The 13995-nt window shown below is 45.5% G+C and carries 12 protein-coding genes; all 12 read left to right on the top strand.

The genetic code is table 11. The annotated features are described in order from the left end of the window. The first annotated feature begins 546 nt into the window (after window positions 1-546). The 12 genes from mraZ (at window position 547) to GKR61_RS07240 (ending at window position 13994) form a co-directional block, all read left to right on the top strand. On the top strand, window positions 547-1005 hold the full coding sequence (gene mraZ / locus GKR61_RS07185) for a division/cell wall cluster transcriptional repressor MraZ (RefSeq protein ID WP_036951207.1): 459 nt from the start codon (window positions 547-549) through the stop codon (window positions 1003-1005). Window positions 1006-1007: 2 nt separating this feature from the next. After that, window positions 1008-1961: a 16S rRNA (cytosine(1402)-N(4))-methyltransferase RsmH gene (gene rsmH, locus GKR61_RS07190; RefSeq protein WP_108478287.1), complete on the top strand. Its 954-nt coding sequence runs from the start codon at window positions 1008-1010 to the stop codon at window positions 1959-1961. Then, window positions 1961-2281 carry a cell division protein FtsL gene (gene ftsL, locus GKR61_RS07195; RefSeq protein WP_036951205.1) on the top strand — a complete coding sequence of 107 codons (321 nt, stop codon included), beginning with the start codon at window positions 1961-1963 and terminating at the stop codon, window positions 2279-2281. The genes rsmH and ftsL overlap by 1 nt, the downstream gene beginning before the upstream one ends. 12 nt (window positions 2282-2293) lie before the next feature. Further along, on the top strand, window positions 2294-4060 hold the full coding sequence (gene ftsI / locus GKR61_RS07200) for a peptidoglycan glycosyltransferase FtsI (protein ID WP_036951204.1): 1767 nt from the start codon (window positions 2294-2296) through the stop codon (window positions 4058-4060). Beyond that, complete coding sequence (gene murE / locus GKR61_RS07205) at window positions 4047-5534, top strand: UDP-N-acetylmuramoyl-L-alanyl-D-glutamate--2,6-diaminopimelate ligase (RefSeq protein ID WP_036951203.1); 1488 nt, start codon at window positions 4047-4049, stop codon at window positions 5532-5534. The genes ftsI and murE overlap by 14 nt, the downstream gene beginning before the upstream one ends. Then, a complete protein-coding gene (gene murF / locus GKR61_RS07210; protein ID WP_108478286.1) occupies window positions 5531-6889 on the top strand; it encodes a UDP-N-acetylmuramoyl-tripeptide--D-alanyl-D-alanine ligase in 1359 nt (452 codons plus the stop codon). The genes murE and murF overlap by 4 nt, the downstream gene beginning before the upstream one ends. After that, complete coding sequence (gene mraY, locus GKR61_RS07215) at window positions 6883-7965, top strand: phospho-N-acetylmuramoyl-pentapeptide-transferase (protein ID WP_036951201.1); 1083 nt, start codon at window positions 6883-6885, stop codon at window positions 7963-7965. The genes murF and mraY overlap by 7 nt, the downstream gene beginning before the upstream one ends. A gap of 1 nt (window position 7966) precedes the next feature. Next, window positions 7967-9292, top strand: a complete 1326-nt coding sequence (gene murD / locus GKR61_RS07220; RefSeq protein WP_036951200.1) for a UDP-N-acetylmuramoyl-L-alanine--D-glutamate ligase — start codon at window positions 7967-7969, stop codon at window positions 9290-9292. Further along, entirely contained in the window at window positions 9292-10485 is a 1194-nt protein-coding gene (ftsW, locus tag GKR61_RS07225; protein ID WP_036951199.1) for a cell division protein FtsW, read from the top strand. The genes murD and ftsW overlap by 1 nt, the downstream gene beginning before the upstream one ends. Next, window positions 10482-11555 (top strand): undecaprenyldiphospho-muramoylpentapeptide beta-N-acetylglucosaminyltransferase, encoded by a 1074-nt coding sequence (gene murG / locus GKR61_RS07230; protein ID WP_036951198.1) that lies wholly within the window; start codon window positions 10482-10484, stop codon window positions 11553-11555. The genes ftsW and murG overlap by 4 nt, the downstream gene beginning before the upstream one ends. A 97-nt stretch (window positions 11556-11652) precedes the next feature. Next, a complete protein-coding gene (gene murC / locus GKR61_RS07235; RefSeq protein WP_154600130.1) occupies window positions 11653-13071 on the top strand; it encodes a UDP-N-acetylmuramate--L-alanine ligase in 1419 nt (472 codons plus the stop codon). Window positions 13072-13073: 2 nt separating this feature from the next. Then, entirely contained in the window at window positions 13074-13994 is a 921-nt protein-coding gene (locus GKR61_RS07240) for a D-alanine--D-alanine ligase (protein ID WP_154600048.1), read from the top strand. The last annotated feature ends 1 nt before the right edge of the window (window position 13995 follow it).

The raw sequence follows: 13995 nt of genomic DNA on the forward strand, positions 1-13995 counted from the left end.
TAATACTTTTTTTGATTATTTTGCATCGATTGTTTTTTTGACAAATTAATTTTTTATTTACCCATAAAAAAACCGATAAATACAATGAGCAAATTATTGTCAGCAAAATAACACTGTGAATTAAAACAGTTATTTAATGTGTTGAAATATAATGATTTTATATTGAAATACGTATTATTTGGTAGTTTTGTTTAAATAATCATCAATAAATGATGATCAAAAGGTAAAAAATAGACACGAAATAAACTGATTAAAAATGAGACGTATATATCATTTACTCAAATTTGTATGATTTTGCAGCAATGAAATAGATTTAAATATGTTTTACCTGCGTTTTATAAATAAGTGAATTATATCAACTCGTTATTTCTCTTTTTCTTTCCAAGTAAGATTTTTTCCCACTTTTTCTTTTCTAAAACGTTCTGTAAATAAAGCTAAAGCTACGTGCGGCTGGCTTGACAACGTTTTCATACCATTCGTAAACTTTATAAGTGGAGAATTGTGGGGTAAAGTGGGGCAGTTGGAAATAAAGGGGAAAAATCAGGTATGTTTCGTGGGGCTACACTGGTTAATCTCGACAGCAAAGGGCGGCTAACCGTGCCTACTCGTTATCGAGGAATGCTGAGCGAGGAATCGAAAGGGCAAATGGTATGTACCATTGACCTTCACCAGCCATGCCTGCTGCTTTATACCTTACCCGAATGGGAAATCATTGAGGAAAAACTATCTAAGTTATCCACCATGAATCCCGCAGAACGTCGAGTACAGCGCCTTTTACTTGGTCATGCCAGTGAATGTCAGATAGACAATGCAGGACGTCTTTTGCTAGCTAGCACGCTGCGTCAACACGCAGGGCTAACAAAAGAGGTCATGTTGGTGGGCCAAATAAATAAATTTGAAATTTGGGATGAACAGATGTGGTACCAGCAAGTGGAAAATGACATCGCTGCTGAGCGTCTAGCCGACGAACCGCTGTCCGCCCGTCTACAGGATTTGTCACTATAACAATGACACAGCAGCAATTTAAACATGTAACAGTACTGCTCGATGAAGCAGTGAACGGCTTAAATCTTAAACCAAATGGTATCTATATTGATGGCACATTTGGTCGCGGTGGACACTCTCGCTTGATTTTAAGCCAACTGGGAGAGCAAGGTCGCTTGATTGCCATTGACCGTGACCCAGAGGCGATTAAAGCCGCTCAAGGAATTGATGACCCACGTTTTATGATTAAGCATGGCCCATTTTCAGCAATTGCAGATTATGTGGAAGAAGAAGGCTTAGTGGGCAAGATTGATGGTGTGTTGCTGGATCTCGGTGTCTCTTCGCCGCAGTTAGATGACCCAGAGCGTGGATTCTCATTTATGCGTGATGGACCACTGGATATGCGAATGGACCCAACGCGTGGTCAATCAGCGCAGCAATGGCTGATGACGGCAGAAGCTGACGACATCGCATGGGTATTAAAAACATTTGGTGAAGAGCGTTTTGCAAAGCGCATCGCAAGAGCCATCGTTGAGCGTAACCATAATCCAGAAGAAGAGCCGCTAACGCGTACGCGTCATTTGGCCGAGCTGATTGCCAAAGTCAGTCCGATTAAAGACCGACATAAGCACCCAGCAACCCGCAGCTTCCAAGCGATTCGTATTTATATCAATAGCGAGCTGGAAGAGATTGAGAAAGCATTAAATGGTGCGATGTCTGTTTTAGCACCTGAAGGGCGTTTATCCGTAATCAGTTTCCATTCATTGGAAGACAGATTAGTAAAACGCTTTATTCGTCAAAACAGTACCGGACCTTCTGTTCCTGCGGGGATCCCGCTGACAGAAGCGCAAATTAAAGAGCTAGGTGCCGCTAAATTACGCGCATTAGGCAAAATGAAGCCTTCCGAGATTGAAGTTGACGAAAACCCACGAGCACGTAGCTCGGTGTTACGTTTTGCAGAGAGAGCGGTAGAGTAATGACACCAGAAAGACACAGTTTAGCCAGAGTCATCGGTCGCGATTTATTTCGTTACGGAATTATTCCGATGATTTTGCTAGCCGCGATAGTGATTAGCGCTGTGTTTGTGGTGACCACCGCTCATGAAACACGACTGCTGACCGCCGCCAAAGATAAGTTGTACGAAGAAAAAGATTTTCTCGATATCGAATGGCGAAACTTGATTCTTGAAGAGAATGCGTTAGCCAGTCACAGCCGTGTTGAGCGTTTATCTGTTGAGAAATTACAAATGGTTCATGTGGAGCCATCCCAAGAAAACATTATTGTTTCCAAGCAATAACGAAGGTTAAGAATGAAAGCAACCAAACCCGCTAAGAACAAGAAAACAGAAGAAGTCACCAGCTTTGTTCGCTGGCGTTTTGTTTTGTTGTGTGGATGTATTGGGTTGGCACTAGCAGGGTTGTTGACTCGCGTTGCGTACCTACAAATTATTGCCCCTGAAAAACTGGTTAAAGAGGGAGATATGCGCTCCCTTCGCGTTCAAGAAGTATCAACGGCTCGAGGAATGATCAGTGACCGTGAAGGTCGCCAATTAGCAGTCAGTGTTCCGGTTAACGCTATCTGGGCTGATCCTAAAGAAGTCTTTGAAAAAGGCGGCGTAAGTAACGATGAACACTGGAAAGCGCTCGCCGATGCATTAGATATTCCTCTTGAACAAATCACCACCAAAATTTCTGCTAACCCGAAAGGGCGCTTTGTTTACCTCGCTCGTCAAGTTAACCCCTCCATCGGTGAATATGTCCGCAAACTAAAAGTTCCGGGGATCTATTTACGTAAAGAATCTCGCCGATATTACCCATCAGGTCCGGTTACAGCCCACTTATTAGGCGTAACAAATATCGATGGTGAAGGCATTGAAGGGGTAGAAAAAAGCTTTAACCGTTGGTTAAAAGGCTCTCCGGGTGAACGTACGGTACGTAAAGATCGTAATGGACGCGTGATTGAGACCGTCTCTTCCGTCGATAGCCAAGCAGCACATAATTTGATGCTCAGTATTGATGAGCGTATTCAATCTATTGTGTATCGCGAGCTGACGAAAGGCGTTCAAGAGAACAAAGCTGAGTCCGGTGTGGCAATCCTGGTGGATGTGAATACTGGGGAAATTTTAGCGATGGCAAACAGTCCATCCTATAACCCAAATAATCTCGCGGGTACGCCGATGGATTTTATGCGTAACCGTGCTATCACGGATATTTTTGAACCGGGTTCAACCGTGAAGCCACTTGTCGTCATGAGTGCGCTACAAAACAAAATTATAAAAGAAAATACCGTATTAAATACCTATCCGTACCGCGTTAATGGTCATGAAATCAAAGACGTTGCGCGTTACGCAGAGTTATCCATTACGGGTATTTTACAGAAGTCGAGTAACGTTGGTGTTTCAAAATTAGCGTTAGCGATGCCTGCTACAGAGCTGGTGGACGTGTATAGCCGCTTTGGGTTTGGCAAGCCGACTAATCTGGGGTTAGTCGGGGAAAGTAGTGGCATCTTTCCAAGTAAAAAAACACGGTGGTCAGATTTAGAAAGGGCCACCTTTTCTTTCGGGTACGGGCAGATGGTGACTCCATTACAACTTGCGCGTGCCTATGCAACGATCGGTAGTTTTGGGATATATCGCCCGTTATCGATTACTAAAGTCGACCCGCCTGTTCCGGGGACGCGAGTGTTTCCTGAGCCAATAATGCGCACCGTTGTGCATATGATGGAAAGTGTTGCTCTGCCAGGTGGCGGGGGAACACGTGCCGCAATTAAAGGCTATCGTATTGCAATTAAAACAGGTACCGCGAAAAAAGTCGGACCTGAAGGGCGCTATATCAATGAATATATCGCTTATACCGCAGGGGTTGCTCCCGCAAGCAACCCGCGCTATGCCCTCGTTGTGTTAATCAACGATCCAAAAGCCGGTAAGTACTACGGAGGTGCAGTATCTGCACCTATCTTTGGTTCTATCATGGGCGGGGTTTTACGTCTCATGAACGTCGAGCCTGATGCATTGCAAACAGACGATAAAAGTGAAATCGTGAACAGTCAAAAAGAGGTTAAAAGTGGCAGATCGTAATCTTTGTGAACTCCTCGCCCCATTTGGTGTGAGTACAACAAATATCTCTTTACGAGAGATGACGCTAGACAGTCGAAAGGCTGCCGCGGGCGATCTGTTTATTGCTATAAAAGGCCATCAGTCAGATGGTAGACACTATATTCCTCAAGCTATCGCACAAGGGGTTTCTGCGGTTATCGCAGAAGCACAAGGCGAAGCAGAAGAAGGCGAAATTCGCTTTATTCATGGTGTGCCTGTCATTTATCTTAACGACCTAAACAATCGTTTATCCGCATTAGCGGGTGAGTTTTACCATCAACCTTCATCCCAAATGAAATTAGTGGGTGTGACGGGGACCAACGGTAAGACCACCACCACGCAATTAATTGCGCAATGGGCAAAAGGATTAGGCGAAACATCAGCAGTGATGGGAACGGTAGGTAATGGGCTACTGGGGCAAGTTTCTCCAAGCGAGAACACCACAGGCTCCGCTGTTGATATCCAATTAGAACTGACTCAATTACTGAATAAAAAAGCGACGTTGACGGCGATGGAAGTTTCTTCTCATGGCTTGGTGCAAGGTCGTGTTGCTGCGCTGCAATTTGATGCGGCAGTGTTCACTAACTTAAGCCGTGATCATCTTGATTATCATGGTGATATGGCTAACTATGAAGCCGCTAAATGGTTACTGTTTTCTACTCATCAAACCAAAACTCAAATTATTAATGCTGATGATGAAGTCGGGCTGAAGTGGTTGCAGCGTTTGCCGCAAGCTTGTGCGGTGACGATGGAGAATCGTATTCCAGCTAACTGGCAAGGTCCATGGTTAAAAGCCACCGACGTGGATTATCACGATAAAGGCGCAACTATTCATTTCATGTCAAGTTGGGGTGAAGGTTCGTTTGAAAGCCCATTAATGGGGGCGTTTAACGTAAGCAACTTATTGCTGGCGATGGCGACGCTATTGATGATGGATTATCCATTAGAGAAGCTTTTAGCGACAACCGGCGCATTAATGCCAGTCTGTGGCCGTATGGAAGTTTTCAGCGTTGCAGGCAAACCAACTGTGGTTGTGGATTATGCTCATACCCCTGACGCATTAGAAAAAGCGTTAGCGGCTGCGCGTTTACATTGTAAAGGCAAGTTGTGGTGTGTCTTTGGTTGTGGCGGTGATAGAGATAAAGGCAAACGCCCTCTGATGGGTGCTTCTGCTGAACAATACGCTGATAAAGTCGTGATCACCGACGATAACCCTCGCAGCGAAGATCCGCTGGATATTATCAACGACATCATGGCGGGTATTTTGGATTCTAGCCGCGTATTTGCGATCCCAGGGCGCCCAGAAGCCGTTACCAACACTATCTTACAAGCACAACCTGATGATGTGATTTTAGTGGCGGGTAAAGGTCATGAAGATTATCAAATTATTGGTTCTCGCCGTTTAGATTATTCAGACCGCTTGACTGTCGCAAGATTGTTGGGGGTGATGGCATGATCCCGATGACCTTAACCCAGCTGGCACAAATCACTCACGGTCGTATTGAAAAAGCGAGCAATAACGAATTAGCGTTATTAAACGTGAGTACCGATAGCCGTAAAATCGATGCTAGCTGCCTGTTTATTGCCTTAAAAGGCGAGCGTTTTGATGCCCATGATTTTGCCGCTCAAGTGGTGGATGCGGGTGCCGCAGCACTGTTAGTTGACCATCAACTGGAAGTGAGCTGCCCACAGGTGATTGTTGAAGATACGCGTATCGCGATGGGGCAAATCGCCGCTTGGGTTCGCCAACAATCTAAAGCGAGAGTGGTTGGGTTGACTGGCTCTTCCGGCAAAACATCCGTGAAAGAGATGACTGCCTCGATTCTGGCGCAACGCGGTAAAACCTTATATACCGCAGGTAACTTGAATAATGATATTGGTGTTCCACTGACGCTGTTCCGTTTAACGGATGAATACCAATTTGCCGTGATCGAAATGGGGGCTAATCACCCACATGAAATTGAATACACAACCAATATCGTTAAGCCAGAAACTGCATTAGTGAATAACTTATTTGGTGCGCATCTTGCTGGTTTTGGTTCCCCAGAAGGCGTTGCTAAAGCCAAAGGTGAAATCTACCAAGGTCTGCCAGATGAAGGCACGGCGATTGTGAACTTAGATAGCTACTCGGATAAGTGGCAATTTAACCCTCGTCAAACCATTTGGTATTACTCGCTGACTGAAAAAGCGGATTTCTATCCTTCAGATATTCAAATCAAACAGCTGACAACTGATTTTACGCTACATACGCCGGTAGGGCAGGTTGAGATCACATTGCCATTACCGGGTGTACATAACATTGCCAATGTTTTAGCGGCAAGTGCATTAGCCATTTCTGTGGGAGCAACCTTAGAAGATATCAAACAAGGTATAGCTACCACGAAAGCGGTACCTGGGCGTTTATTCCCAGTGAGTTTAAGTGAGACGAAAGTCGTACTGGACGATACCTATAATGCCAATGATGGTTCGATGATTGCAGCGATTAATGTGCTGGCGAAAATGCCGGGCTATCGCATTTTGGTTGTCGGTGACATGGGGGAGCTTGGTGATTATGCCCATGAGTGCCACGAACGTGTTGGTTTAGCCGCGAAGCAAGCGGGTTTGGATAAAGTTCTTAGTGTTGGACAGTTAAGCGAAATCATTAGCCAATCTAGCGAACGTGGTGAGCATTTTACCGCGAAACAAGATTTATTAACCCGACTAATTCCGCTAGCACAGCAGAATGATGTTGTTTCTATTTTAGTTAAAGGTTCACGCAGCTCCGCGATGGAAGATGTCGTGAATGCATTGAAGGAGTGCTTCGAATGTTAGTCTGGTTAGCCGAATTATTGGTTCATAAATTTTCTGCTTTTAACGTCTTCTCCTATTTGACGTTCAGAGCCATTGTCGGTTTGCTGACAGCATTAGTTATTGCTCTGTGGATGGGGCCGCACCTGATAGCTTATTTGCAAAAAATGCAAATTGGGCAAGTGGTACGTAACGAGGGCCCTGAATCTCACTTTAGTAAACGTGGCACGCCAACGATGGGTGGGATTTTAATCCTATTTTCTATCTGCATGTCAGTGCTGTTATGGGCGCGTTTGGATAATCCATACGTCTGGTGTGTGCTGCTGGTTTTAGTGGGCTACGGTATTGTTGGTTTTGTTGATGATTACCGCAAAGTCGTTCGAAAAGACACCCGTGGTTTGATTGCACGTTGGAAATACTTCTGGCAATCAGTATTGGCGCTCGTTGTTGCATTCTCTATGTATGCGATTGGTAAAGATACACCAGCAACTCAGTTAGTGGTTCCATTCTTTAAAGATGTGATGCCGCAATTAGGTGTGCTGTACATTTTACTGGCTTACTTCGTTATCGTTGGAACCAGTAACGCCGTTAACTTAACCGATGGGTTAGACGGTTTAGCGATTATGCCAACCGTGTTTGTTGCCGCAGGTTTTGCATTAGTCGCATGGGCAACGGGTAACGTTAACTTTGCTAACTATTTACACATTCCATTCTTACCGCACGCGGGGGAATTAGTGATTGTGTGTACGGCGATTGTTGGGGCAGGCTTAGGCTTCTTATGGTTCAACACCTACCCAGCACAAGTATTTATGGGTGATGTAGGCTCTTTGGCATTAGGTGGAGCATTAGGAACTATCGCTGTTTTACTGCGCCAAGAATTCTTATTAGTGATCATGGGCGGTGTGTTTGTGGTTGAAACACTGTCGGTGATTTTACAAGTTGGCTCCTTCAAATTACGTGGTCAACGAATTTTCCGTATGGCACCAATTCACCATCACTATGAATTGAAAGGTTGGCCGGAACCACGCGTTATCGTGCGTTTCTGGATTATCTCTCTCATGTTAGTTCTGATTGGACTAGCAACATTGAAGGTGCGTTAAGATGATTGGTTCACAGGCTCAGCAGTATCAGGGTAAAAACGTAGTGATTATCGGCTTAGGTTTAACCGGGCTTTCCTGCGTTGACTTTTTCCTTGCTCGTGGGGTTGTTCCTCGCGTGATGGATACCCGCGCTGTGCCACCTGGTGTTGATAAACTGCCTGAGAATGTTGTTTGTCATAGTGGCAGCTTAAATAATGAATGGCTGCAACAAGCGGATCTGATTGTTGCCAGCCCAGGCATTGCGTTAGCAACGCCACAGTTACAGGAAGCTGCAAGCAACGGTATTGAAATTGTGGGAGATATTGAGCTGTTCTGCCGTGAGGCGGATGCGCCGATTGTCGCAATCACAGGTTCTAATGGTAAAAGCACGGTAACTTCCCTTGTGGGAGAAATGGCGAAAGCAGCTGGAATTTCCGTTGGTGTGGGCGGGAATATTGGTATTCCTGCAGTTTCTTTGCTCAATCAAGGGCATAGCCTGTTTGTGTTGGAACTGTCTAGCTTCCAATTGGAAACTACATCTAGCCTACGTGCAGCAGCTGCTACCGTGTTGAATGTGACTGAAGATCATATGGATCGCTATCCATTGGGGCTTGAGCAATATCGCGCAGCAAAATTACGTATTTATGATAATGCGCAACACTGTATTGTGAACGCGCAAGACCCGCTAACGCTCCCACATGACCAGAGTGTTAGCCAATACACCAGTTTTGGTTTAAATAGCGGTGATTACTACTTTGATACGCAAAAACGTGTCTTAGTTGCTCAAGGTGAAGAGGTGTTGGATGTGGCGCAAATGCATCTGACTGGGCAGCATAACTATATGAATGCACTGGCTGCATTAGCCTTAGCTGATACAGTGGCAATCCCGCGTGATGCGAGCCTTAAAGTCTTAAAAGAGTATGCCGGTTTAGTTCATCGCTTCCAGTTGGTCTTTTTCAACCGAGGTGTGCGTTGGATCAACGACTCGAAGGCGACCAATGTGGGCAGTACAGAAGCTGCACTCAATGGGTTACATGTGGATGGTAACATTTACTTATTGTTGGGTGGTGATGGCAAATCAGCTGATTTTTCTCCGCTCAAAGAATACATTTCGGCAGATAACTACCGTTTATATTGTTTTGGTCGTGACGGTCAGCAATTAGCGGAACTCGCACCAGAAAAATCTGTGCTGACAGATACGATGGAACAGAGTATGCGCCAAATTGCGCCGTTGTTAAAATCGGGCGATATGGTGCTGTTATCCCCTGCATGTGCCAGCTTAGATCAGTTCAAAAGTTTTGAGCAGCGAGGTGATGTTTTTGCTCAACTCGCTAAGGAGTTAGGTTAATGACCATACCGGGTGCTTTGCGTTTAAAAAACTGGATCATCGGTGAAAAGAATGGCGTGATTTCAGGCACGACGCTCTACGACCGTACATTGGTTTGGTTAGCATTCGGTCTGGCGGCAATCGGCTTCATTATGGTGACCTCCGCATCGATGCCTGTAGGACAACGATTAACGGATGACCCATTCTATTTTGCTAAGCGTGACGTGGTGTATTTGGTCGTCGCATTTCTTCTGGTTTTAGGGGTAATGCGGGTCTCGATGGCAACATGGGAAAAATACAGTTTTATTTTGCTGATGGGCGCATTGGGCATGCTGGCAGTGGTGCTGGTGGCTGGTAGTTCTGTCAACGGGGCATCACGTTGGATTGACATCGGTATTGTGAAAATTCAGCCCGCAGAAATTTCGAAATTCGCGTTGTTTTGTTACGTTTCCAGCTATTTAGTTCGTAAGTCAGATGAAGTGCGCACCAAGTTTTTCGGCTTCGTAAAACCGATGTGTATTTTGATCATGATGGCGTTATTGCTGCTGTTGCAGCCAGACTTAGGAACGGTAGTTGTACTGGTTGTGACTACGTTAGGGTTGCTGTTTTTAGCCGGTGCGCGTTTAGCGCCGTTTATCATCGGTATCGCGGCTTGTGGTGTAGGCGTACTGGCTTTGATTGTCTTTGAACCGTATCGTTTGCGCCGCGTGACATCCTTCTTAAACCCGTGGGATGACCCGTTTGGTAGTGGCTATCAGTTAACGCAATCTTTGATGGCGTTTGGTCGAGGCGAGCTACTTGGTCAAGGTCTGGGCAACTCAGTACAGAAATTAGAATATTTACCGGAAGCACACACTGACTTTATTTTCTCCGTACTAGCTGAAGAGCTGGGTTATGTAGGTGTGGTTCTGGTGTTACTGATGGTATTCATGCTGGCGTTTAGAGCGATGATGGTAGGACGTAGAGCGCTACTGACAAAGCAATTATTTGGTGGATATCTCGCGTGTGCCATCGGTATTTGGTTTACCTTCCAAGCATTGGTTAACGTGGGAGCTGCGGCAGGCATGTTGCCAACGAAAGGTTTAACACTCCCGTTAATCAGTTACGGGGGGTCGAGTTTATTAGTGATGTCAGCGGCGATCGCTGTGTTACTTAGAATTGATTATGAAACACGACTTGAGAAAGCTCAGGCGTTTGTAAGGAGTTCCAAATGAGTCAGGCAAAAAAATTACTCGTTATGGCAGGCGGAACTGGGGGACACGTTTTTCCCGGCTTAGCTGTGGCGCATTATTTGCAGGCTCAAGGTTGGGAAATTCGCTGGTTAGGTACTGCGGATCGCATGGAAGCCACCTTAGTACCGAAACACGGTATTGATATTGAGTTTATTCAGATCTCGGGTTTAAGAGGCAAAGGCATTGGTGCATTAATTGGTGCACCTTGGCGTATCTATAAAGCCATTCGCCAAGCGAAAGCGATTATTCAGCGCTATCAACCTGATGCCGTTCTTGGTATGGGCGGCTATGTATCTGGCCCCGGCGGTATCGCGGCTTGGCAATGTGGCGTCCCTGTTGTTCTCCATGAACAAAATGGGATCGCGGGATTAACCAATAAATGGTTATCAAAAATCGCTAAACGTGTTTTACAAGCTTTCCCTGGCGCATTCCCTGAGGCACCCGTTGTAGGTAACCCTGTGCGTGAAGATGTATTGGCATTGCCGGCGCCACAAGAGCGCTTAGCTGGTCGTGAAGGCGCGATACGCGTATTAGTTGTAGGTGGTAGCCAAGGGGCACGAATTTTAAATCAAGTCATGCCTGTAGTCGCTGGAAATGTGAGCAAACAGTTAAATATCTGGCATCAGGCTGGAAAAGGCAGTAAGGAATCGACAGAAGCACTGTATAATGATTGCTTGCAAAATTCAGGCAATTCTGAGTTTAAAGTGACTGAATTTATTGATGATATGGCGCAAGCTTACGCATGGGCTGATATTGTGGTTTGTCGTTCAGGTGCATTAACTGTCAGTGAGATAGCTGCGGCAGGTTTACCTGCGATTTTTGTTCCTTTCCAGCATAAAGACCGCCAACAATATTGGAATGCACTGCCTTTAGAACAAGCAGGGGCTGCGAAGATTATTGAACAACCGCAATTTACACCCGAAGCTGTTGTTGAGTTACTCAACAAGTGGGATAGAGCCGAATTATTGTCGATGGCAGATAAAGCCTATAGCTGTGCCATCACGGATGCAACCGAACGTGTTGCGGCGGTTATTTGCGATGTTGCGAAATAGCCTGACCATACAAAATAGAATGTAGACAGAATTTATAGAGAAGCGAAATACAGTGAATACACAACAGTTAGCGAAATTAAGAACATCGGTGCCAGAAATGCGTAGAGTACGGCACATTCATTTTGTCGGCATCGGTGGTGCTGGCATGGGTGGTATCGCTGAAGTGTTGGCTAACGAAGGTTATGAAATTAGTGGTTCAGATTTAGCACCTAATGCAGTGACTCAGCAACTGACTGAGTTAGGCGCCACTATCTATTTTAACCATCGTCCTGAAAACGTTGAAAATGCAAGTGTGGTAGTCGTTTCTACGGCTATTTCTGCAGAGAACCCTGAAATTCAAGCTGCAAAAGAGCTGCGTATCCCAGTGATTCGCCGTGCTGAAATGCTGGCTGAATTAATGCGTTACCGTCATGGTATCGCAGTGGCGGGAACTCACGGTAAAACAACGACAACGGCAATGATTTCTGGGATCTACGCTCAAGCGGGCTTAGACCCAACATTTGTGAATGGCGGATTAGTGAAATCAGCGGGAACTCATGCTCGCTTAGGTAGCAGCCGTTATTTAATCGCTGAAGCGGACGAAAGTGATGCATCATTTTTGCATTTACAGCCACTTGTTGCAGTTGTGACAAATATTGAAGCTGATCACATGGATACCTATCAGGGCAATTTTGAAAACCTGACAGATACCTTCATCAACTTCCTGCATAACTTGCCATTCTATGGCCGTGCAGTGATGTGTATCGATGACCCAGTGATCCGCTCATTATTACCAAAAATCGGTCGTTACATTACCACTTACGGCTTTAGTGACGATGCGGATGTTCGTATCACCAAGTACGAGCAAAAAGGGAATCAAGGCTTTTTCACGATTGCTCGTGAAGGCATGCCAGAATTAACTGTTGTGCTAAATGCACCTGGTCGCCACAATGCGCTCAATGCAACGGCAGCGGTTGCGGTAGCAACCGAAGAAGGCATCGACGATTTACACATTCTGTCCGCACTCGTGGAATTCCAAGGGACAGGTCGTCGTTTCGATTTCCTAGGTAACTACGCGCTGCGTAATGTGAATGGTAAAGAAGGCGAAGTGATGCTGGTGGATGACTATGGTCACCATCCAACAGAAGTGGATGCCACGATTAAAGCCGCTCGAGCAGGCTGGCCAGATAAACGTATCGTTATGGTTTTCCAGCCTCATCGTTATACGCGTACTCGTGACTTATACGATGATTTCGCAAACGTGCTAGGGCAGGTAGATGTCTTGCTAATGCTGGAAGTTTATTCTGCGGGTGAGAAGCCAGTTCCAGGAGCTGATAGCCGCTCATTATGTCGTACAATCCGCGGTCGTGGGCAGGTTGACCCTATTTTTGTGGCAGAACCTGAACAAGTTTCACATATGCTGGCACAAGTTCTTGATGATAACGACTTAATTTTAGTTCAAGGCGCAGGAAATATTGGTAAAATAGCCAAAAACCTAGCAGAAACGAAATTACAGCCACCGATGGTTGAGGAATAAGCATGACAGAAAAAATCGCGGTTCTCTTTGGCGGCACATCTGCTGAACGTGAAGTGTCACTTCAGTCTGGCAATGCTGTATTGGCGGGATTACGCCAAGCGGGCGTTGATGCACATCCAATTGATACCCAAGATTTTCCTGTTGTGACATTAAAAGAAGCTGGGTTTGATAAAGCGTTTATCGCCTTACATGGTCGTGGCGGGGAAGACGGTACGATCCAAGGAATGCTTGAGTTTCTGGGGCTTCCATACACCGGCAGTGGCGTAATGGCATCTGCACTGAGTATGGATAAACTACGCACCAAACAACTTTGGCAAGGTGCTGGACTAAGTGTTTCTCCATATATTTCACTTAACAAGCAGAAATATACTAATATTAAAAAAGAGCAGTTAGCTCAGCAAGTTAAGCACTTAGGACTGCCACTTATCGTTAAACCGAGTTTGGAAGGTTCCAGTGTTGGAATGAGCAAAGTTGATGCTCTGGATGCACTGCCAGAAGCCATTGAGCTTGCTTTCCAATTTGACGATACATTGTTGATTGAAAAGTGGTTAAGTGGTCCTGAGTATACGGTAGCGGTACTGGGGGACGAAGTTTTGCCTTCGATTCGTATTCAGCCACCGGGTATTTTCTATGATTATGAAGCAAAATATTTGTCCGATGAGACTCAATATTTCTGCCCAAGTGGATTAACAAGCAACCTTGAAGCGAAACTGGCAGATATCGCAATGCAAGCTTATCAAGCGGTAGGCTGTCGTGGCTGGGGACGGGTTGATGTGATGCAAGATAGTGACGGGGAATTCTATTTGCTCGAAGTAAATACTTCGCCAGGAATGACCAGTCACAGTTTAGTTCCAATGGCTGCGCGTCAAGCAGGTTTGGATTTTTCGCAGTTAGTGGTACGTATTTTGGAATTGGCTAGTTGAT

Source organism: Providencia sp. wls1916, assembly GCF_009706585.1.
Classification (GTDB): domain Bacteria; phylum Pseudomonadota; class Gammaproteobacteria; order Enterobacterales; family Enterobacteriaceae; genus Providencia; species Providencia lanzhouensis.